Consider the following 19,237-nt stretch of genomic DNA (forward strand, 5'->3'; position numbering starts at 1 on the left):
CCCCTATGGGAGAAAAAGGATTGCAGGGATCCAGATGGACGTTCCTCACCAACCACGCCCGCGTCCTGCTCACCATCGCCCGCGACCCCCACATCCGGCTCCGTGAGGTCGCCCTCGTCTGCACCCTCACCGAACGAACCGTCCAGGCCATCGTGGCGGACCTCGAAGAAGCCGGATACCTCACCCGCACGCGCGCCGAGGACGGCCGCCGCAACCGCTACACCGTCATCTCCAGCTCCCCCTTCCGCCACCCCGCGGAAGCCGGCCACGAGATCGCCGAACTCCTCGCCCTGCTCGCCGCCCCACCACCCCCACCCGAGAAAACCCCACCCCCGGACGACAAGAAGCCGTAGCGGCCCCGAAACCGCTCCCCCGCCACAGGAAAACACCCGTACAGGCATAGAGCGCACCCCTCGGGGCATAAACCTAGCGTCACGCAGGAGGTGCACCATGGCCGCCGGCACCGGGCGCACAGGTCGCCCGACCACAGACCCGGAACCCCGCCGGAACGTGGTCCACGTGAGCGGCGAAATGGACTTCGAACACGCCGAAGAACTCCACGCCTCGCTCACAGCGACCCTGACCCAGGCCCCCGCGGGCTCGGACATCGTCGTCGACCTGCAGAACTCCTCCTTCTGCGACTCCTCAGGCCTCAACGTGCTCCTGGCAGCCCGTCGGCGCGGGCTGGAACAGGGGCAACACCTCATCCTCGCGGCACCCAGCCATCAGATGATCAGACTGCTGGAACTCACCCGCACGGACAGCCTGTTCACCTACATCCCCGTCGCGGCGGACTGAGCCCGGCCACCCGCCCCTCACGGGCGGCGCGTCGGTGTGGTGTACGAACTGACGGTGTCGACAACGGCCCGACCTCGACGAGAAGCAGAGTGCGCCCTGGCCGAAGCCGCCACGATCACCACCGACCGGCGCCCGCCGGCGCCTCAGAGCCAGTCCGGGTCGACGATCTCCTCGCCCTCGCCCCGAGGCTCCTCGAACCGGGCGGGGAAGTCGTCCAGGGCTTCCGTCGTCACGACGAGCGCGTTGGCATCCACCCGCTCGTTGCACGCCGCCAGCCGGCGCAGCAGCTCGTCGCGCCCGACCGGGAAGTACATGAGCCTCCACCGCCCGCCGGCCGACTCCACCAGCCTCTTCATCGCCTCGCGCTCCTCACGCGGCCACAGCCCGTGGTCCCACACCACGTCCCGGCCCTCGGCGACCAGTTCGACCAGCCGCTCGTGCAGCTCGGCGACGACCGGGGCCTCCTTCTCGAAGTAGGCGTTCTCCGGGTAGTCGACGCCGTACCGCCCGTACCGCTCGAAGACCACCTCGTCCACCGACAACCGCACCGCACCCCGGGGCTCCAGCACCCGCCGGGCATGGGTCGTCTTCCCCGAGCCGGTCAGCCCCACCAGCAGGAAGACCGTCGGAGCACCAGGCTCGACCACCCTCAACTCCCCTCACCTCCACCTGCGTTCCCCGGCGGACGGCAATGAAGTCCCCTCCCGATCGACTCCCTCACTCCGCGCCTGCCGGCCGAAGAACCCCGACGATCGTCCTGCGGACGCCGACACGTTCGCGATGCCGACCGCACCCGTCCGCTCCTGTCGCATCCACGTCCTACCAGTCGGTGCAAGACACTGGGCATCGACTGGGCAAGGGCGGGTACTGGGGCGGCGATTGGAAGGCCGGACGGTCACTGTCCCGGTCCGTCCGGCATGCGGAGGACGGCCGCGCCGTGGACGCGGCCGGCGGCGAGGTCGGTCAGGGCCGTGTCGGCGTGGGTGAAGTCGTAGCGGGTGAGCGTCGGTCGTAGCCGGTGACGGGCGGTGGAGGCCAGGAAGGCGCGGCCGTCCTCGCGGGTGTTGGCGGTGACGCTGCGGAGGGTCCGTTCCCGGAAGAGGTGCTTCTGGTAGTCCAGTGGCGGGATGTCGGACAGGTGGATGCCCGCGACGGCGAGGGTTCCGCCGCTGGCCAGTGCCTCCAGGGCCACCGGGACGAGGGCGCCCACGGGGGCGAAGAGGATGGCGGCGTCCAGGGGTTCGGGCGGTCCCGTCCGGGCGTCGCGGGCCGAGGTGGCGCCGAGTTCCAGGGCGAGGGCCTGGGCGGCTGGGGAGCGGGTGAGGACGTGGACGGTGGCGCCCTCGGCGAGGGCGAGCTGTGCGGTGAGGTGCGCGGAGCCGCCGAAGCCGTAGACGCCGAGCCGGCCGCCGGCGGGGAGGTCAGCCCGGCGCAGGGCCCGGTAGCCGATGATCCCGGCGCAGAGCAGGGGCGCCAGCTCCTCGGCGGAGTATCCGGTGGGCATCTCATAGGCGTGGTCCGCGGGGACGGTCGCGTACTCGGCGTAGCCTCCGTCCGCGTCCCAGCCGGTGTAACGCGACGAGAGGCACAGGTTCTCCCGGCCGCTCGTGCAGTACGGGCACGCCCCGCACGTGCCGCGGAGCCACGGGATGCCGATCAGGGCACCGACTCCGGGTCCGGTGGCCTCGCCGCCGGTGGCGACGACCTCGCCGACGGCCTCGTGGCCGGGTACGACCCGGTCGCGGTGGGGCAGCAGGTCGTGGTCGCGGACGTGCAGGTCGGTACGGCACACACCGCAGGCCCGTACGCGGACCAGGAGCTCGCCGGGCGCCGGGACCGGTACGGGAAGTTCCGCGCGCTCCAGGCCGCCCGGGTGGTCGGCGGAGACGACCCAGGCCGCCATCGTCTCCGGAATCGAGGCCTCCATCGTGTCCTCCCTCGGTTCGCGCGAACTCTGGACACCTTCATCCTTGGAGCCCGGCCCGTCTCGCGCATGCCGGGGCGCCCCTGGCCGGGGATCCTCGGAACATGACCGAGAACGAGATCAAGCTCAAGGCCATCGCCGCTCTCACGGCTCTGCGCGCGGGTGTCTCGGAGAACTTCGTCTCGGAACTGCTCGGGGAGGTCATCCCCGAGCAGTTCGAGGTCCCTGTCGGGGCCGCGACCGAAGAGGTCTGCATGGCCGTACTGCGTCAGGTGACCGAGCCGATGAGCGCTCTGATCAGCGGATTCATCACCGCCTTCGAGGCGGTCGCGGGCGCCTACGACGAAACGGGCGCCGAGCCGCACACCGATGCCGTCCTCCAGGAACTTGCGCTGCGCCTGGCCGGCGACGATCTGGGATGACGGGCGGAGGAGGAGGTCGGGGTCTCGTCGCCCGCCCGGCTCGGCTTTCGTACGCTCCCGCTGCGACGGGCGCGTGGTCGGGCGGTTCGGTGACGGACCCCTGGGCGGGGCGGAGCAGCCGGATGCCCACCTGGTGGCCGGGGCGCAGGACGGCCGTGCAGACGGGTGCGTCGACGTCGTCGGAGATCCGGTGGTCGACGGACGGCTTCGTGGCGGGCAGGGGCGAAGAGCTCGCCCGGTGTCTCCACGCGCTCCAATCCGAGGCCGGAGAGCTGCCCCCTCCTCCAGGGCCTCCGTAACGGCCCACGGCCCATCGTCGGCCCCTCCGAGGCCGGTGAGTGAAGCCCGGTCGGTGGCGTCGAGCCGGGCAGGAAGCTTTCGAGGGCCTCGGTGGTGGCGGTCTCGCTCATGGCCTTCTGGGCGTGCCGCGCGCGCTTGCGGTGGTTCTCGTACCCCGCCTGCACGCGCTGCAGGTCGGCGGCGCGCTCGGCGAGTTCGGCCTCCAGGACGCCGGCCCGGTCCGGTGGCTCCAGTACGTGCTCGCCGCCTTCGCGCTCCGGTGCCTCCTCGTGGGGCTCCCTGAGCTGGAGGGTTTCCGGGTCGATCCGCCTCCGGTCGTGAACGACCACCTTGGGGTGCTGCTCTCGATAGGCGCGGGGCTGTTGTTGGTGTCACCAGTCGGTGGGCAAGCAAAGGCGAAAGGTCCCACGGTGGCCATGGCCGCCGCCTCAAGTAACGCCATGCCTCTGTCCGCCCGCACCGGAGGTGGGATTGCGGAGCTGACGAAGTGGGAGTATGCGACCGTGCCACTGCCGTTGCACGTAACGAAAGCCACTCTGGACACTTGGGGCGCGGACGGCTGGGAGCTCGTCCAAGTTGTGCCCGCACCTCCTGGCTCAAACGGCGACAGCCCGGTGGCCTACCTGAAGCGGATGAAGTTCGCATGAGAGCCGACGTGCCTTGACCTGGTGGCGGACACGTCCACGGGGCGGGCGCCCTCCGTCGCACGGCCGTCTCGGTTTCCGTCTCATTCAGCACCGTTCACGGCCGTTCAGGCGAGACCCGGAGCTCTCCCGACACTGGCGTCCAGCCGCCCATGAACCCAAGTGAACGCCGCCGAACAGCCCCCTCCACCTCACCACCACAGTTGGAAAGCGTGCATGTCGGCGCCGGTAGAGTGCTGTCCGTGTCGAGTCGACAAGTCTGCCCGCGCTGTGAACAGGACTGGGTTCACACCCGTACCGTTTCAAGTCCGACGGCGCCCCGTTCTCTTTGTGCACGGAGTGCGACTCCCTGTGGTGGCCTGAGCGGCCGATCGAAACTGCCGGGGCACTCTTCCTCGATGACGTCGTTGCAACCCGGCTCGGGGTTCAGGGCAACCCATGGACCACGCGAGTTTGGGCCGACGTCATCGAACCCAACCCAGCACCCCTGACACCTACGGCTGATCACCAACGAAGGTGAACAAGGAACACCATCGGCCGGCGAGTGAGACCGCTCCACCCGGAGATCGCGCAGCGCCTCGGCGACGCGACGGGGCAGCCTCTACGCCATAGATCTGGGTCGTCCCCGGGCAGATCTCGGGAGCCGACCGCGCGCAGCCGGACGCTGTCTCGCGGTACCGGCAGGCCACCCATCCTCCTGAAGGACATGCGACGGCCGTGCCACAACCCTGCCAGATCGTGCGGGGAATCACGGGGAACGAAGGAGAGAGACGGGGGCACGGGCTGTGAGCTCGCTGCCCCGGAGCGGTACAGGTCAGCTCCCGGGTCCCCCTCCCGCTCTCCTAAAGCGGTTGTAGACCCTTCCGGCCCGGCTCGAACGGGCTGGTCCCCTCCACAGCGGGCCGGTGCTACGGGTCTACAGCTGTCGGCCGACGCAGGCGGAATGATCGTAGGTGGCGAGCTCAACTGTCGGCATCTGCGTTTCCGCGGGTGCCTTGCAGCCCTGGCAGGGGGCGGCTCGGGCTGTGGGCTGTGGGCTGTGGAAGGGCGGTCGAGGACGGCCAGCTGCGACACGTCATGACCGCTGAGCCGCAGGTCAGAGGGCATCATCCAGATAACGGTCCAGGGCCGATTAAAAACCAGAGCAAAAAGTAAACCTGACATGAAAAGAGTGGTTGCGTACTCGCCAGTCGCTGGCCAGACGCCCTCAATGCCGCTAGGCAGCTGCGACGTGTTCGTCGGCTATGGCCTGTTCCAGTGAGGAGCGAATACGGGGGCCAGCCCTTGAGAAACCCAGAACTCGTATCATCTCCCGCAGCATATCGTCGTGGGACCTCTCCTTGTTGTCGCTGGCTATCCATCGTGCCACGGCTCGGAGATCCTGGGTCGTGTAGGCCTGTATGGGAATCCGCTCACGCGGAGACCGCACGGGGATGGAGCCTTCAAGGTGCTCAGGAAGCTTCGCCCGGAAGCATGCTTCCGCCACAGACCCGTAGATCGGAAATACCTTCGTCAGGCCCATTACGCGAAATTGCTTGGTTATGCGCTCAGTATTGATCGCGAGTCGGAGTGAAATGTTGTGTGCCCGGCAGCGCTTCAGCATTCCAGCAATGACTCCGAAGCCTGTCGAATCGATAAAATCCGTCATCGACAGATCGAGGACGACTCCATCGGGCCTCCTGCGCACCAGATGGACAAATTCGGCCCTTACCCAGGGGGCAGAGTAAACATCAAGCTCCCCGGCGATCGAAGTAACCACCCAACCGTTCTCTTCGCGCACTCGAATATCGCAACTATAAGTTGGGGAACCTGGGCCAAATGAGCTTTTGTCAGCCTTAGTAAAATACTCCGCAGGAATCTCGGACAGATTCAACTCACTGTTTCGCGTGCGGTAGCGTTCATGTGCCCGGTTCGGAACCAGTGCAAGGGTTTCGGCCGCCGTATCCGTGCCCGATGATTGCGGTGCAGGTTGGCCTTGCTCCTTGGCTAGGCGGGTCAACTCCCGGTATACCCGGCCGAAGCTAAGCAGTGACTGTTCTTCAGGAATTCCGTAATTCATGACACTGAGTAGAGACCCTGTGAAAACGGTATTCCGGTGACCCGTTTCGCTCTTAGCTACGGCATTTCCGGAGGTAGCAGTGATGGTGTACGCCCCACTAACAGGGACTTGATGGATGGCCACAATATCATCGGAAGGCGACGAGAGTGTTTCGCCGATCGCTCGGCCCGAAAAGCAGCAGTCGAGAACGACCACTCGATTTTTGGCGTGACTTGTCAGGAACACATCCCTGACGAGCTCGAAGGGGATGGCGCTCGAAGGGATGGAGTCCCACTCCGTGTTGGCCAATGAGAGGAACAGCTCATGCCGCCGGGTCGCGATGAGTCCATGGCCGCTGTAGTAGAAGAGGAGTAGGTCCTGGGCCCCTTCTGCGGCTTCATTCAAGCCCGCACCTACATATGCCTGGTCCGTGGGATTCAGGAAGGTGGAACAGTGCTCGGGGGATATTATTCCGTAATCCAAGTCCGTCAGAGCGCCGTGGAGGTCGAACACATTCGATCTGACTTGCAACTGATCGGGGAGCCTCTTATCGCGGTAGGTGCTCACTCCGATGAGGACGGCCCTGGATCTCGCCGGGTCTGGAAGCCTCATGACCGACCTCGGGTTCTAGCGGTTCCTCAGCGCACGCAAGATCGACTCGACATCCTGCGGGTGGGCGTTTTCGATTTCCACTTTCCGACCCCCCCGCTCCTCGACCACAACACGCACATGGCTTCGGGAGCGGAAAGACAGCCATGTCTGGATTGACTGCAAGAGGACTGGCAGCACCCCAGCACCGCCCGCTAGCACCGTAATTGTCTCTGGAAGCGCTCCCAGGTCCTCGGCCCCGACGGAGGCTGTCGACAGGTTCACCCTGCCCCTCAATTCCGGTTCACGACGCAACCAGTCGACCAGCTCCTCAAGCTCCGCCACGCGACCGTAGCCTGGTATGTGCACGTCTACATCATTTGCGTCCATGGCTCACCTCGGTGCTGTCGCACACGTCCATCTTCTGCCGCAGCGGGGCGACATGCATCCGGGGCGAGGGCGTTGACAGCCAGGTAACTGAGCTCTCCGTCCCAAACGCGACTCGGCGCGCGGTGGCTCATAAGCCTGAGCCGATGGCCTCGATGCTGTTGCCGGGCCCGTGATGACTCCTTTAAGGCGAGTCGCTTATCCCCAGGATTCGCCATGGGCGTGGGCGGCAGAAGATAGCGCGATGCCCGTGCTAGGTACGGTCTATTTCATGGACTGGCGATTCGGTGGATGCCACCCCTGGGCCTCTGCCTCAGGAATCGCGCGAGACGCGCGGGCCCTCCGGAGCCGTGTGCGGCCAGCGTCATCAGGGTTGGCATGAACTCCGAGCACAGCAGTGCCCCGACGGAGAGCACCCACGTCACGGTCGTGGCGGACGGTGCTGGGCTGGTCTTCGCGTGGGACGCGGACGCGCGCATCGAGGTGCGAGACCTCGGGGGCGAGGTTGTCATCGAGGCGAATATGGCGGGCCTCAGGACGCTGTCCCGGCATCTGCTGGTGCTGGCCGGTGATGGCGTTCCCGATGGGGCCCATCTGCACCTCGAAGACAGCAACGGGCTGGAGGAGGGGTCCGTCAGCCTGGTGCTGGAGCGCAGCGACGAGGAGTAGCGGCGCCGGCTCGCGGGCGGCGATGGCTGGGCCGTCTGTGGGCCGTGCGAGGGGGCTCACGGGCGACTGGTGGCGACCAATAGTGACAGGTCGGCTACGAGGGTGACCTGGGAACCCGAAGGTCAGGGGGTGCCCCACCTACTGGTTCGCCCCCCGGGGGTGGCGGTCAGGCAAGATGGGGTGCTTCTTGCCGTGGCGGCAGATCAAGTTGCTCGTGATGGTGCCAGATGAGGTATCGGTCCTCTTGGCGCAGTTCCGCGGAGCCCCACTCGATGCGCATGACGCCCTGAGCCATGGAGCAGGCGTATGCGACGAGGACGAGCTTGACGTCCTCCGACAACAAGGCGAGGTCAGGGTGCGGTTCTTGCTCGCTCAACTCGTCGAGGCCAAGGTCGAAGGCTTGTTGCATGGGTTCAGGGCCGTGCCGACGTATCAGGTCAGCTCGGAAACCAGTGGCACGTCGTAGTCTTGCTGCCGTGACGGGTACGTCCTTCTTCGCGTAGCGCAGCGGATAGATCACGTGGTCGCCCAGGACCACGAGCGTTCGTCCTTGTAAGCGGACCGGGGCGGCGGCGGGAAGCGAGGCGAGGCCAACCTCCAGTTCTTCGTACTGAGCGGCGTACAGGCCGTGTCCGTATGCCTCTAGCGTCTGGGTCTGTACTCCCTCGTGGCCGCTACGCGCTCGGTCGTGGGCGCGAACCAGGCTGGCAGGGATCAGGTCGGTCAACTGCCCCGCGGCGTCCCCGAAGGTCTTCTCAGCCCAGCCCGTCACGGTCCCCACGGCCTACCGCCCTTCCCCCTTGTGGCACCTGAGTGCCGAGCAGGATTCAACGGAACCGTGCAGCGTGAGGGTCAGCAGCGCAAGTGTGCATCCGTAGCACGATGGGGCGCACGGTGCGATGGCGCCCCGCTATCGCGCTGCGTCAGGAGCGGGACTCCGCCGAGCGCTCGGTCAACTGGCGACGTCACGGTCCAGCGCCGTACTCGCATGTTGAAGGAACTCCCGAACGCCATGGTCCAACTGCTTGAGCTTCTCGGGGAACTGTGAGGTGTCGTAGGCAACGGTTGAGTCGCTTACGCCGTCGGAGAGACGAGCGAAGCTCAGCAGGATTCGAAACGGAGCTACCAGGTCACTTGAAAGCTCCGTCACCTTGGCTACGAACGGTTCGAGTTCAGCCGGTCCGTCCAGGACAACATGCCGGCCGTATTGGCTAACGTCGTCAGCGAGCGTAAGGGCCTGATCGGTATAGCCATCCTTAAACTCACTGTGCCTCAGGTATGCCGTAGCGTCCGTGGTCACGTCGTCAGAGGTCCTGGACCGGTCGAGGAGTCGGCCGAAGTGCACCCAGGGCTGTAGGTGATCGTGGAGCGTCGTAGCAGCGGAGGAAAACGCCTCATAGGAGGCTCTTCGTGGCTCCCTACGCCCACGCAACGACTCGTTACGCATCTGCATCTTGGCTGCTGACCTTGCGGTCCAACCAGTCACGATCACGCCCAATGTTCCGACTCCCGCGCCCAGCACGGCGGCTATCCCCGCATCCATGGCGACCATGATGCCGTCGCGGTGGCGCCTGAGTGCCGTGTCTGCGGACGGGAGGAGAACCGCCCCGTTCATGGGTGGCGATGAGGTTGTCCCTCGGCGCTGAAGGGTAGTTGGCTCAACGTGGCTGACGACCTCAAGGAAGACATACGCAATCTTGTCCGACATCTGGGCGGTAGCATCTGCGATCGTCACTATCGCCAAGCTCACGACGCAGCCGAGAACATCTGCTCGGGCGTCTATGCAATGATCCCAGTCGAAGTGCACGACCTTGTACACGAGACAGCCTTGGCGGGGTACGCAGCCGCACTTGACGACCTGGAGGAAGGAAAGCTGGACGCTCGCGTACGCGAGCGTTCCGGACTTCTTGACTAGTCGTCTCTGGGCGCTGCCGGGCAGCCCCATCGGAGTCTCGACCCCAGGATCCAGGCGCGCGGCCTATTTGCGGGCGCGGCCACGTCATCACATCCAGCCTAACCCTCTGACCTGGCAAAACACCCGAGACGCACAGGCTCCGAAGTTGCGTCCGGAGAAGCCCCCGGACTTTAGTCCGGGGGCTTCGACTCGTTTGCGGTACGGAGCTGCTATCCGAAGGCCGCTGCGGACAGTCGAGGGCTCGCATCTTCTTCTGTGGGCGCGGCGGAGTCCGGCGCAGGGAGGCGGTGGCCGCGGCTTACGGCCACGCGGAGGGTGTTCCGCAGAGCTTCGGTGAGATCCCTTGCCAGGAGGCGGAGTTCCGCCGGCTCGGATTCCGCGTCGCCGATTACCTCTATGGCGTGCTCCAGGAGCTCTCGCCCGACGTCGAGTTGGGCGGCTTCAGTGGTGTCGGCCAGGCGGGACAGGTGGCTGCTGGCGTCGTCAGTGCTCAGGTAGCAGGGCTTTCCATCCGGGCCCGACCACGGGAGGAGGCGGAGCTCGCTGTGGGCTGTCATCCTTCCGTCCTCCTTTCTTCGATCGTGTGGTGAGTGGTGAAGAGCGCTTCGGCGCGGTCGCCGGGGAGGATCAGGCGAGCCACCTCGATTACACGGCCTGTGATGTCGGCAGACACTCGCGTGATCGCGAGCACGGCCAGCGTCGTGCTGATCCGGAGGGCGGAGGCCTCTTCCGGGGTGGGCAGTCGGGCGGTGACCACTTCTCGGGTCTCCGCCCGTCTGGGGCGAGGCCACGGCAGTTCGGCCGGTTCCAGATCGCGCGGTACGTAGATGCGGGCCAGGCTGTGCAGCCTCTCTCCCTGGTGGGTGAGGCAGAGGAACTCCGTCAGTGGAGTGCGCGAGGGGACCTTGAGTAGGGGGATGAGGTCCCCGCGTGCTCGGAGGTTGGTGGTGCGGATCGTGACGTGGAGGTCTGTGTCTGGGGTGAGGCGGCCTTCGGTGTACGTGAGTCGGTGGAGGGGGTGGCAGATGAAGTTGCCTTTGCCGTGGATCTTCTCGATCAGGCCCTCGGCCTGGAGGAGTGCGAGAGCGTTGCGCAGGTCAGGGTGCTTACCTTGTAGTCCGCGGCGAGTCGGGGCTCCGAGGGGAGGCGGGCGCCGGCCTTCAGGTGGCCGGTGGTGATTTGAGCTCGGAGGTCGGCGGCGATGGTCTGGCGTAGGGACGGCACGGGGGCGATCACCACTTTCTGAGCACTCGGACGGCGATCAGGCGCGTACGGGTGTGCATGGTCAGGAGTTCGCCCGATTCGAAGAGGAGGCGTTTGGCGCCGCCGGGCAGTTGGCGTAGGTCGGCCACTCGGCACGGTTGGCCGCCGATCTGGATGACGTCACCGCGCTGCACTGTGGCCGTGGTGATCTCGACCGGGGAGGCGAGTGCTCCGCCGGAGGGCAAGCCGTTCATGACGTCGCCTCCCCGGTCGAGGTGGCCGCGGAGTGGCAGGAGCAGACGCATGCCTCGTAGACGACCGGGATGCCGATCGGTGCCGTCGTCGGGGAGGAGTGTGCGCACTCGTGGTGCGTGCCGATCTGGCAGGCGCTGGAGCGGTAGGGCGTGGTCGCCGCCGCGGGGACGCGGGTCATCCGTGGGCCTCCGCCGGCGCGAAGCAGGTGTGGGCGAGGAGGTCGGGCGGGATCGGCTCCGAGTTCTGCCTTGTGCGCTGCACGCCGGCCAGGATGTACGGGCGGATGAGGGCCGTCTCCGCGCCCGGGAGGAAGCGCATGCGCTCTCCGAGCTGCCGGAGGAACAGCGTCAGCTCGTCGGACGGTTTGGGGTGGATGAGCGTCGGGCGCGTTGGCGTTAAGGTCTCGCGATATCGGGCTCTTGGGGCGTACCGCTCTCTGGTGTGCGTGATGGCGCGGCGGATACGGTTGAACACGCTGATCAGCTCCTATCGCTGATGGCCAGGTCCCCGGACGTCGCCCGTCGCGGGGACCGTTTTGTTCACGGCGGCCCATAGGGTGCGGCCGCCCAGGCTGGTGGCCAGGAGACCGAATCGGTCCGCCGCAGCCATGACTTCCAGGACCTCCCGCCATGTCTCGGCGGGGAGGGATTCCGGTATCTCCGCTTCGATCGATGTGTGCCGGGGTGCTCTTCCAGACGTGTGGTGAGTCCGACGGCTGACAACCGGGCAGCCAAGGCCTCCGCGCTTACTTCTGGAGCAGGCACAGGGCAGCCTCCGTCACCGGCGATCACTTTGAGTGAAGCTAGTTAGCTAGATCAGAGCTAGTGGACTAGATTTTCCATATGCCTGAGCAGCCGCCATACCTCCGCGTCGCCGACGAACTGCGGCGGCGAATCGCGGAGCACGAGTGGACTCCTGGAGACCGGCTGCCCTCTCGGGCGCAGATCGGCCAGCAGTACGGGGTGGGCGAGAACGTCGTTCGCCGTGCCCAGGAGCTGCTGATCTCCCAGGGTGTGCTGGAGGGGCGTGCCGGGTCCGGGACCTATGTCGCCGAGTCCCGGCAGCGGGTGCGGGGTGCGGTCCGCAGCGCGCGAGCAGCCCGACGGGTCGCCGTTCCGGGCCGACATGAAGGCCGTGGGGCGGAATGGCGGCTGGGAGAGCCGGACCGATACGAAGGTTCCTGCGCCGGCCGAGATCGCCGCACGGCTCGGGATCGGTGAGGGCGAGCTGTGCGTCCGGACCGTGTACGAGTTCCTCGCCGACGGACGGCCCGTGCAGCTGTCCACGAGCTGGGAGCCGTACGACCTCACCGGCGGGACTCTCGTCGTTCTTCCCGAGGGCGGGCCGCACGCCGGGGCCGGCGTCGTGAACCGGATGGCCGAGATCGGCGTCACGGTCAGCCATGCCGTGGAGCAGCCGGAGCCGCGGCAGGCCACTGCCGAGGAAGCTTCGCTTCTCGGTATCCAGAAGGCCGCGCTTGTCACCCACATCCGGCGGACCTACTACAGCGACGAGGGGCGGCCGGTGGAGACGGCAGACATCGTCGCGCCTGCCGCCCTGTGCGAGATCGTCTACGAGATTCCCATCAACCGATGATGGGAGGCTGTGATCCACTCGGGACGGGTGCGAATGGCGGATGATCTTCAGTTCAGCTGGGAACTGAGCGGCTCAGGATGGGCCACGTACCGGATCGCCGGCGGTGCTTCGGAGCATAAGGGCGTCGTCAGCTATTGCACGGATTCCCTCGCCGACCTACTGAATGCCGCGACGGGACTTTACGGGAACTCGACTGACCAACGTGTTTCGTTTGACCTCGAACCTGCCGAGCTGAGGTGGCGACTCCGGCGCCAGGAAGCAGACGTGAGCATCGCCATCTACCGGTTCCCGGACGTGACGACGAGCTGGGACGCGCCCGACGCCACAGGCACTCTTTCCTGGAGCTCAACGCAACCTCGCAGCGTGCTGGGCCACGCGGTGATGGAAGCCGCCGAGACCGTGTTGCGGCTTCACGGCGAGGCGGGGTACCAGGAGAAGTGGGTGCTGCATCCGTTCCCTGTTGCCGCTCTGCAAGACCTTCGGCGGCTGCACCGGCGAGGCGACGACTGCCGGCACGCGCAGTGCTGGGACAGCTCTGAGTACTGACACCGGCCAGCGGTACGAGCGAGCGCGAAGGGCGTAGGAACGTGCACCTCAAGCGGCTCGACGAACAGGTGTCTGATGAGGAACTGAACGACGGCGGTTGATCATTACCGGGGACGGCTCCTCAACAGCCAGTCCATGCGATTCACGGCTCCCAGTGCGTTCGGCCCGAGCCAGCATTCACGGGAAGATCCGCTTTTGAGGGGGCGATACGCCGCTCGTCAGGCGCCGACGTGTTCCACCAGACAGACGTATGCCGGCGGTACCTCGGCGTCGAGACGGCTGTAGTCGAGGATCGCCGGGTAAGTCAGACGTGTTCCGGGGTAGGAGGGTGTGCACTCTTGGGGGGAGTCATAGAAAACAACCGACTCGCCATCCAGATGCACAGCTTGCCCATCGACGGCGCCCACGAGAGTGGCGCCGCACTGATAGCCAGGGGCATTCAAGAGAAGCGCGCCACTGCGGTCGGCCCCCGTTCCTTCGCCAGTCCAAGCAATACAGAACGCAGTACCGGGATCGCCGCCGGTTTCCGGCTGGGAAACGAGGTGGACAACCCGGGTGGAAGGACGCTCACCACACAGAGTGTTGATATCAGAGACGTACCACGGCGCACCGTCTGTGCAGATGTCTTCCTTGGATTTACAGCTTCGCTCGCCGTCGGGAAACTTGTAGGTGACGGGTAGGCATGTGGCCGACGTCTTGGCACCCGGCAGAGTGCTGGTTGACGACGGCGTCGAAGCCGGGGCCGATCGGTCGCCGCTGTGCATTGTCGTGGGAGGCGTTGGGGCGACCGGTTGTTGCTCGCGGATTGTGTAGGTAACTCCCAGAGCCACGGCGAATGCCATCACGCCAGCAGTGGCAAGGAGCCCGGCGCGGCGTCGGAGGGGACGTCGTTGGGCAAGCGTCCATGCAGGGTCGTCCTGAGCGGGCATGTCCCAGTGGGCGGCCACGAGGTCCCCGATGACGGTGGGCGTGTCAGCGTTCGGGGACAGGATGCTGGTGGTCTGGGCGGAGAGCAGAGCGGTGCATTTCTCCGCCAGAACGGCGGGTGTGGGTCGGTCGCCAGGTTCTTTGGCCAATGACGACGTCACCACCGCGAGCAAGTCGTCAGGCACGCCGGCAATATCGGGTTCGCCGGACATCACGCGGAAAGCCACTACGTCCGGGGCTCCGGTGCCGAACGGCAGGCGTCCTGTCGCGGCGTACGCGATCAGGGCTCCCCAGGCGAATACATCGCCGGCGGCGCCAGCCATGCCGGTTCGGTAGTACTCGGGGCTGATCCAGCCGGCGGTGCCTGTCATCACACCCGTGCGGGTTACAGAAGTGCCGTCAAGAGCGTGGGCAATACCAAAATCGAGCACCCGAGGGCCGGACGGTGCCAGGATCACGTTGGCCGGTTTGATGTCGCGGTGAACCACCCCTGCCTCGTGGATGGCCGCCAGTGCCGCCGCGGTACCCGCCGCCAAGGCGTACAACTGGGCCCCGGCCAACGGACCGTCTGCAGTGACACGTTGACCAAGCGTGGGCCCAGGCACGTACTCGGCGGCCAGCCAGGGGTGGTCGGCGTCGGTGTCGGCGTCGAGCAACGCCACCAGACAAGGACCGGAGACCCGCCGGGACAGCGTGACTTCCCGCTTGAACCGTGCACGAAACTCGCCGTCGTCGGCCTGCGCCGGATGAATGAGCTTGAGCGCGACTCGACGCCCCGCGGAGTCCAGAGCGGCATGGACAGTTCCCATTCCGCCGGAACCCAGACGGCCGAGTATCCGATAGGGGCCAACGCGGCCGGGATCGCCAGGACGGGCAGGCTGGACACGCGTGGGCAACGAACCTCCAAGGGCTAAGGTCGGGACGATCCAGCACCGTAGCGTCCTGGCCGACGTTCTGGACGTCTCGCGGGTTTTCGCAGCCCAACCGTTGCGCGTTCTGGCGGGCTAAGGTTCCGCAGATCCGGTCGCGGCCCGCCGGAGCCGCTGCCAGACAGCAACGGTTCGCCTCAGACCCGTAGGTGCGGCCAGCCGTCCCGGTTGGAGTAGCTCTCGAAGCAGTACCGGGTCGATCGGTCCCACTCCTCGCCGGTGGCCAGCTCGTACGCCTTGTCCGGCACGTACAGCAGCCATTCGCCGTCGCGCTCGCTTGAGGTGTACGGGGCGAACTTGCCGACGTCGAAAAAGACGCTCTCCCACACAGCCTGCCCTGCAGCCACCACAGCGCAGCGTGCGTACAGGAACACGTCGGACGACTGGGGGAATGGGCTGCCGTACCGGGCTGTCAGGTCGACCACCGGCAGGGTGCCGAACTTCTCCTGATCCAGGCGGTAGAGGGCCTCGGCGTGGCGTTCCGCGAAGCCGATGATGTCGGGGACGGAGCGGCGGCTCAGCTCTTCGGCGAGGCGCTGGCAGTTTGCGTGGGTTGCTTCGCCGTTCAGGGTAGCTATCAGCGCCCAGAAGTCGGACCATGTCATTCTCACAAGCGCAGGATGCCAGGGGGATCTGACGCCTGGTGGGCCAGCTACGGCCAAGAGCGCCCGATCAAACTGGGTTGTCAGTGCTTCGGCGTACTTTCTCGCCATGGTGAACAGACTCCCTGAGAACTGGCGTGCCTGGATGGCGCAGGTGGCCCATGACGTCGACGCTGGGATCCTGGAGCCTGAGTGCGCCGGCGTGGCGGAGATGTACCCGGAGTCCTTGCTGAGGGCGACGGGCTCAGCGCTGGAGGCATTCGAGGCAGAGCTGCGTGTGCTTGTGAAGCCTTCCGACGAAGAGGTCTTCAGGGCGGTCGAGAAGGTCGTTCTCGCGCTCAACGCCGTCGATCGCGATCCGCTTCACAGGGGAGCACGCTTCTGCACCGAAGAACGGGAGCAGCTGTGCGAGTACGTCGACCTCACCCTGGGCGAGTATGGCGTGGACGTGGCTGCCCTGTTGGCGAGGCAGGGCATGGTCCGAGCTGGGATCACCGACGCCTGGCGCGACTGGTGACCGCGGACTAGGCAGCGGATCCTGACATTCAAAGCTGACATCAACGGCACCAGACGTGGGTGGTGTCAGACGGTCAGTAGCGGTGGGTAGGCGCCAGCTCGGGGGCGTGGCTGGCCCGCCCCGCACGGGCTTACAAGGCAAGTGTCGGCGCCAGGCTTGGCAAGAAGGGGACTTGGGAGAGTCGAAGCGAAGCAATGGTACCGGCTCCGTTGGACATCGCGGCGCGACTCGACATCCCCGAAGGGGACTACTGCGTGCGTACGTCGTACGAGTACTTGGCCGACGGCAAGCCCGTTCTCGTGTCGACGAGTTGGGAGCCGTACAGCATCACGTCCGGCACGCTCGCGGTTCTGCCTGAGAGTGGGCCGTACGCAGGGATGGGCGTCGTGCGCCGCATGGCGGAGATCTGCATCACGGTCAGTCGTGCCGTAGAGCAGCCGGAGCCGCGCCAGGCGTCTGCCGAGGAGGCGTCGCTCCTGGGTGTCCAGAAGGGCGCACTGGTGACGCACATCCGGCGGACGTACTACAGCGATCAGGGGCAGCCCGTGGAGACGGCTGACATCGTCGTGCCGACGGCGCTGTGCGAGATCGTCTACGAGGTCCCCATCAGCCGTTAGTTGGCCGCGATGAAAGCGGGAAGCGGCGGACCTGTCCCCGGGCGTTCCGGTTCGCGGATAGTGGGTGCTGCCACGCGTTCGGCGCGTCTCTCTGTGAGTACTTCTGGGACAACCTCACCTATGCGCCCGCTTCGAGACGGGGCGCATGGCCGACGGTGACATCGACACGGTGATCGCAGGTGAGCCGTGATGTGCGAGCGCGGTGCACTGTTTGCCACGGCGATGACACCCCGTGGCAGCAACCGCTATGTCGACTTTTCTTGTCTTCGGCGTCGGCAGCGAACCTTAGGATGAGTACTGCTCCTCTAGCTCTTCCCCTGTACGTCGTTGACCTCTTCGCACGAGGCGGCGGCCTCGCCCTGATGGTCAGGGTGTTGGAAGGGAAGGAGGTGCAAGGTGATGAGCTCTGACATGAGCAAGTCCCGCAGGAAGTGGTCCGGCCCCGAGAGGTGGCAGGTGGGTCTCTCCCTGGTGGGGGTGTTCGTGGCGATCATCGCCTTGGCGGTGCAGGTCATGGAATAGCTGCATCGTGACCGCTGAGCGTGGCTGTTGAGCTGGGTGCAAGTGAGCCCAGCCGAATGACAGACGGCTGGGCTCGGTACTGCATGGCGGGGGCCTGACCTGGGGTAGGAGCCGGGTCGGGCCCTCGACTGTCAACAATTGTGAACAGTCCTCTGGGAATACTACACCGAACTGAATCCCCAGGTCAGAGGCTATGTGGACGTCTCTACGGTTCTATGCCACCGCTGCAATGGCCACCAGGATGTCTCCTCTTCAAGGCACTCGGGCCGCTAACGCAGCCTTGGTGCTGCATGGCAGAAGCGGTGCATCGACTCAGTCCGCGGGCCCCTTCCTCTTTGGGGAACACCGAACTCGGCCCGCTGGCTCGATCGGTGATGGTCGTGCGGTACAGCAGCTTCGTACCGCAACCCCGGCAACTGTCCCGCCCGATGGCCCCTCTCTGGGGCCTCAGAGAGGCCGGTATGGCCGTTGCTGACCGATGCCGCTAGAGCTACGGATCAGAAGGTTCCCGAGCTGGTCGCCAGCTGGGTGGCCAGGGCGCTTCCTGCAGGTCCGTCATCTCAGCAACCTGCAGGCTCCTTCTTGCGTGCTGATAGAAATCGGCCCGCGCAGCCCTGTAGTCGCTGAAGGCGTTGGCCCAAGTGGCGGCGTCTCCCGGCTTTCTCCCGCGGGCCAACCACTCAAGATGCCAGAGACTGCGGTTGAGAGCTCGTACCGCTTCAGCCGTACGAGCATCGGCCAGCAGGCTCATGGGTTCCACCATGGCTGATCGTCGGCGCTCAGCGGTTGCTGCTTGCTCCAATACGTCATTGGTCGATTCGAGGGGCGCCGGATGGTCTGTCAGGTTGCGGCCAGCGGCCAGTCGCAGGTAGTAGCTGGAGCATTCCTTCACTGCGTGGCCGTAGTCGCTGTATGCCTGAAGCAGGCGCTCGTCCCAGCGTGTGGCCTGCTGCCGGCGCCACCGACTTCTCTCAGTCAGCGCTCCAGCGGCGTAGGACATGACGCCACCAACAACCACCCCGACAAGTGCGGGTAGTTGGTCCGCGATTCCACTCACTTGCCCCCCAGCCGCTCAGCCCCTCAGCCCCTCATACCCATTCCCAACCTGCCAACCTTCATGGAAACGGATCCGAACGTGGACGTGGCCGGATTCACCGTGGGGCACCGTCATCACGCAGGGGGTCAGTGCAGCCCCAACCGTGCAGGTCAGGTGCAGGGCCATCCTCCCGCTCTCCTAAGGCGGTGGCTTCCTTGCAGCTAGCGGCAGGGGCCAGCTCGCACAGGCCACCAACGCGCTGCCGTCCTCGGTAAGGAAGAGCAGGGTGAATCGTGTCCGATTGTCGGGATCAATCAGTGCGGTGCGCACGGGCCGGTCGTACTCCCTGATGAGCTGAACCGCTCGTGCCAGCCCAGGGGCTTCGAGTCCGCGCATCCGCATACGCTGAAGTCGGCGACTGAAGACTCCGGCATGCACACCAGTGGGTTGTACCCGCTCTTCCACCGAGTAGGGGGCGCCGCGGCGTAGGGCGGCCAGAGCTATCGCGGACGCCTCGTCATCACCGATCAACAGCGATTCCAGCACATGCCGTTCCATGGTCACCCCCGTTTGGGTCGTGCGGTACAGCAGCCAGGTACCGCAACCCTAGTAACCGCCCCCGCACGGCAGCGTCCCTACGGGCCCACCCAGCGGCCGGTATGACCTGCGTTGAACGATCCCGCTAGAACTACGGATCAGGAGGTCCTGACTTACGAGATCCCGATCAACCGGTAGAGGGCTAACGCATCAGGCCTGCCCTCAACAGCCCATCACGCCGGGTCGGCCAGGTCAGGGCCCGGAC

The 19,237-nt window shown here is 66.0% G+C and carries 21 protein-coding genes and 4 pseudogenes; 10 read left to right on the forward strand and 15 right to left on the reverse strand.

What is annotated here, in order from left to right; all coding sequences use genetic code 11:
- Positions 1–5: 5 nt before the first annotated feature.
- Together ACH4TP_RS24735 and ACH4TP_RS24740 are read left to right on the forward strand one after the other, a co-directional pair.
- Positions 6–353 carry a MarR family transcriptional regulator gene (locus tag ACH4TP_RS24735; RefSeq protein ID WP_398439160.1) on the forward strand — a complete coding sequence of 116 codons (348 nt, stop codon included), beginning with the start codon at positions 6–8 and terminating at the stop codon, positions 351–353.
- Between the two features lie 166 nt (positions 354–519).
- Positions 520–798 carry an STAS domain-containing protein gene (locus ACH4TP_RS24740; RefSeq protein ID WP_398439161.1) on the forward strand — a complete coding sequence of 93 codons (279 nt, stop codon included), beginning with the start codon at positions 520–522 and terminating at the stop codon, positions 796–798.
- A 143-nt stretch (positions 799–941) separates the two neighbouring features.
- Here the strand turns inward: ACH4TP_RS24740 and ACH4TP_RS24745 are convergent, their stop codons facing one another.
- Positions 942–1,445, reverse strand: coding sequence for an ATP-binding protein (locus ACH4TP_RS24745; protein ID WP_398439162.1), 504 nt, complete (start codon positions 1,443–1,445; stop codon positions 942–944).
- Positions 1,446–1,693: 248 nt separating this feature from the next.
- Entirely contained in the window at positions 1,694–2,701 is a 1,008-nt protein-coding gene (locus ACH4TP_RS24750; protein ID WP_398185219.1) for a zinc-binding alcohol dehydrogenase family protein, read from the reverse strand.
- 125 nt (positions 2,702–2,826) lie between these two features.
- Between ACH4TP_RS24750 and ACH4TP_RS24755 the strand changes: the two genes are divergently transcribed.
- Positions 2,827–3,144 carry a hypothetical protein gene (locus tag ACH4TP_RS24755; RefSeq protein ID WP_398184423.1) on the forward strand — a complete coding sequence of 106 codons (318 nt, stop codon included), beginning with the start codon at positions 2,827–2,829 and terminating at the stop codon, positions 3,142–3,144.
- Between the two features lie 422 nt (positions 3,145–3,566).
- Positions 3,567–4,091 carry a hypothetical protein gene (locus tag ACH4TP_RS24760; protein ID WP_398439242.1) on the forward strand — a complete coding sequence of 175 codons (525 nt, stop codon included), beginning with the start codon at positions 3,567–3,569 and terminating at the stop codon, positions 4,089–4,091.
- Between the two features lie 1,213 nt (positions 4,092–5,304).
- On the opposite strand, the gene ACH4TP_RS24765 is transcribed toward ACH4TP_RS24760, so the two are convergent.
- On the reverse strand, positions 5,305–6,738 hold the full coding sequence (locus ACH4TP_RS24765; protein ID WP_398439163.1) for an anti-sigma factor antagonist: 1,434 nt from the start codon (positions 6,736–6,738) through the stop codon (positions 5,305–5,307).
- Between the two features lie 15 nt (positions 6,739–6,753).
- A complete protein-coding gene (locus ACH4TP_RS24770) occupies positions 6,754–7,104 on the reverse strand; it encodes a hypothetical protein (RefSeq protein ID WP_398184417.1) in 351 nt (116 codons plus the stop codon).
- A 375-nt stretch (positions 7,105–7,479) separates the two neighbouring features.
- Between ACH4TP_RS24770 and ACH4TP_RS24775 the strand changes: the two genes are divergently transcribed.
- Entirely contained in the window at positions 7,480–7,770 is a 291-nt protein-coding gene (locus ACH4TP_RS24775) for a hypothetical protein (protein ID WP_398439164.1), read from the forward strand.
- A 166-nt stretch (positions 7,771–7,936) separates the two neighbouring features.
- On the opposite strand, the gene ACH4TP_RS24780 is transcribed toward ACH4TP_RS24775, so the two are convergent.
- From ACH4TP_RS24780 to ACH4TP_RS24815, 8 genes and pseudogenes are all read right to left on the reverse strand, one after another.
- The gene (locus ACH4TP_RS24780) at positions 7,937–8,551 is read right to left on the reverse strand and encodes a hypothetical protein (protein ID WP_398439165.1); all 615 of its coding nucleotides are present in this window, start codon (positions 8,549–8,551) and stop codon (positions 7,937–7,939) included.
- A gap of 171 nt (positions 8,552–8,722) precedes the next feature.
- On the reverse strand, positions 8,723–9,589 hold the full coding sequence (locus ACH4TP_RS24785; protein ID WP_398439166.1) for a hypothetical protein: 867 nt from the start codon (positions 9,587–9,589) through the stop codon (positions 8,723–8,725).
- Positions 9,590–9,894: 305 nt separating this feature from the next.
- Positions 9,895–10,242: a hypothetical protein gene (locus ACH4TP_RS24790; protein ID WP_398439167.1), complete on the reverse strand. Its 348-nt coding sequence runs from the start codon at positions 10,240–10,242 to the stop codon at positions 9,895–9,897.
- Positions 10,239–10,921, reverse strand: a pseudogene (locus ACH4TP_RS24795) (GntR family transcriptional regulator). The gene ACH4TP_RS24790 and the pseudogene ACH4TP_RS24795 overlap by 4 nt, the downstream one beginning before the upstream one ends.
- Positions 10,918–11,142, reverse strand: a complete 225-nt coding sequence (locus ACH4TP_RS24800; protein ID WP_398184404.1) for a hypothetical protein — start codon at positions 11,140–11,142, stop codon at positions 10,918–10,920. Before ACH4TP_RS24800 ends, ACH4TP_RS24795 begins: the two are co-directional and overlap by 4 nt.
- Positions 11,139–11,321, reverse strand: a complete 183-nt coding sequence (locus ACH4TP_RS24805; protein ID WP_398439168.1) for a hypothetical protein — start codon at positions 11,319–11,321, stop codon at positions 11,139–11,141. Before ACH4TP_RS24805 ends, ACH4TP_RS24800 begins: the two co-directional genes overlap by 4 nt.
- Entirely contained in the window at positions 11,318–11,617 is a 300-nt protein-coding gene (locus ACH4TP_RS24810) for a hypothetical protein (RefSeq protein WP_398439169.1), read from the reverse strand. The genes ACH4TP_RS24805 and ACH4TP_RS24810 overlap by 4 nt, the downstream gene beginning before the upstream one ends.
- A gap of 12 nt (positions 11,618–11,629) precedes the next feature.
- A pseudogene (locus tag ACH4TP_RS24815) lies at positions 11,630–11,907 on the reverse strand (hypothetical protein).
- A gap of 78 nt (positions 11,908–11,985) precedes the next feature.
- Here ACH4TP_RS24815 and ACH4TP_RS24820 point away from each other — a divergent pair.
- Both ACH4TP_RS24820 and ACH4TP_RS24825 read left to right on the forward strand, forming a co-directional pair.
- Positions 11,986–12,739, forward strand: a pseudogene (locus tag ACH4TP_RS24820) (GntR family transcriptional regulator).
- A gap of 264 nt (positions 12,740–13,003) precedes the next feature.
- A complete protein-coding gene (locus ACH4TP_RS24825) occupies positions 13,004–13,285 on the forward strand; it encodes a hypothetical protein (protein WP_398439170.1) in 282 nt (93 codons plus the stop codon).
- Between the two features lie 218 nt (positions 13,286–13,503).
- On the opposite strand, the gene ACH4TP_RS24830 is transcribed toward ACH4TP_RS24825, so the two are convergent.
- A complete protein-coding gene (locus ACH4TP_RS24830) occupies positions 13,504–15,021 on the reverse strand; it encodes a serine/threonine-protein kinase (RefSeq protein WP_398439171.1) in 1,518 nt (505 codons plus the stop codon).
- A gap of 257 nt (positions 15,022–15,278) precedes the next feature.
- Positions 15,279–15,854: a DUF4240 domain-containing protein gene (locus ACH4TP_RS24835; RefSeq protein WP_398439172.1), complete on the reverse strand. Its 576-nt coding sequence runs from the start codon at positions 15,852–15,854 to the stop codon at positions 15,279–15,281.
- Here ACH4TP_RS24835 and ACH4TP_RS24840 point away from each other — a divergent pair.
- The 3 genes and pseudogenes from ACH4TP_RS24840 to ACH4TP_RS24850 all read left to right on the forward strand — a co-directional run bounded on the left by ACH4TP_RS24840 (position 15,853) and on the right by ACH4TP_RS24850 (position 17,399).
- Positions 15,853–16,260 carry a hypothetical protein gene (locus ACH4TP_RS24840; RefSeq protein ID WP_398439173.1) on the forward strand — a complete coding sequence of 136 codons (408 nt, stop codon included), beginning with the start codon at positions 15,853–15,855 and terminating at the stop codon, positions 16,258–16,260. The two genes, ACH4TP_RS24835 and ACH4TP_RS24840, sit on opposite strands and share 2 nt — an antisense overlap.
- A 155-nt stretch (positions 16,261–16,415) precedes the next feature.
- A pseudogene (locus ACH4TP_RS24845) lies at positions 16,416–16,877 on the forward strand (UTRA domain-containing protein); the annotation flags it as partial.
- A gap of 399 nt (positions 16,878–17,276) precedes the next feature.
- Entirely contained in the window at positions 17,277–17,399 is a 123-nt protein-coding gene (locus ACH4TP_RS24850) for a hypothetical protein (protein WP_398184387.1), read from the forward strand.
- Between the two features lie 490 nt (positions 17,400–17,889).
- On the opposite strand, the gene ACH4TP_RS24855 is transcribed toward ACH4TP_RS24850, so the two are convergent.
- Positions 17,890–18,399 (reverse strand): hypothetical protein, encoded by a 510-nt coding sequence (locus ACH4TP_RS24855; protein ID WP_398184384.1) that lies wholly within the window; start codon positions 18,397–18,399, stop codon positions 17,890–17,892.
- Between the last annotated feature and the right edge of the window lie 838 nt (positions 18,400–19,237).

It is taken from the genome of Streptomyces sp. NPDC021012 (assembly GCF_044333355.1).
Classification (GTDB): Bacteria; Actinomycetota; Actinomycetes; order Streptomycetales; family Streptomycetaceae; genus Streptomyces.

Excerpts from the sequence above, each read along its gene's own strand:
- ACH4TP_RS24830 (WP_398439171.1), bottom strand. The coding sequence starts at position 15,021 with ATGGGAACTGTCCATGCCGCTCTGGACTCCGCGGGGCGTCGAGTCGCG.
- ACH4TP_RS24855 (WP_398184384.1), bottom strand. The coding sequence starts at position 18,399 with ATGTCCTACGCCGCTGGAGCGCTGACTGAGAGAAGTCGGTGGCGCCGG.
- ACH4TP_RS24850 (WP_398184387.1), top strand. The coding sequence starts at position 17,277 with ATGAGCTCTGACATGAGCAAGTCCCGCAGGAAGTGGTCCGGCCCCGAG.
- ACH4TP_RS24835 (WP_398439172.1), bottom strand. The coding sequence starts at position 15,854 with ATGGCGAGAAAGTACGCCGAAGCACTGACAACCCAGTTTGATCGGGCG.
- ACH4TP_RS24840 (WP_398439173.1), top strand. The coding sequence starts at position 15,853 with ATGGTGAACAGACTCCCTGAGAACTGGCGTGCCTGGATGGCGCAGGTG.
- ACH4TP_RS24735 (WP_398439160.1), top strand. The coding sequence starts at position 6 with ATGGGAGAAAAAGGATTGCAGGGATCCAGATGGACGTTCCTCACCAAC.
- ACH4TP_RS24805 (WP_398439168.1), bottom strand. The coding sequence starts at position 11,321 with ATGACCCGCGTCCCCGCGGCGGCGACCACGCCCTACCGCTCCAGCGCC.
- ACH4TP_RS24800 (WP_398184404.1), bottom strand. The coding sequence starts at position 11,142 with ATGAACGGCTTGCCCTCCGGCGGAGCACTCGCCTCCCCGGTCGAGATC.
- ACH4TP_RS24775 (WP_398439164.1), top strand. The coding sequence starts at position 7,480 with ATGAACTCCGAGCACAGCAGTGCCCCGACGGAGAGCACCCACGTCACG.
- ACH4TP_RS24790 (WP_398439167.1), bottom strand. The coding sequence starts at position 10,242 with ATGACAGCCCACAGCGAGCTCCGCCTCCTCCCGTGGTCGGGCCCGGAT.
- ACH4TP_RS24770 (WP_398184417.1), bottom strand. The coding sequence starts at position 7,104 with ATGGACGCAAATGATGTAGACGTGCACATACCAGGCTACGGTCGCGTG.
- ACH4TP_RS24750 (WP_398185219.1), bottom strand. The coding sequence starts at position 2,701 with ATGGCGGCCTGGGTCGTCTCCGCCGACCACCCGGGCGGCCTGGAGCGC.
- ACH4TP_RS24755 (WP_398184423.1), top strand. The coding sequence starts at position 2,827 with ATGACCGAGAACGAGATCAAGCTCAAGGCCATCGCCGCTCTCACGGCT.
- ACH4TP_RS24765 (WP_398439163.1), bottom strand. The coding sequence starts at position 6,738 with ATGAGGCTTCCAGACCCGGCGAGATCCAGGGCCGTCCTCATCGGAGTG.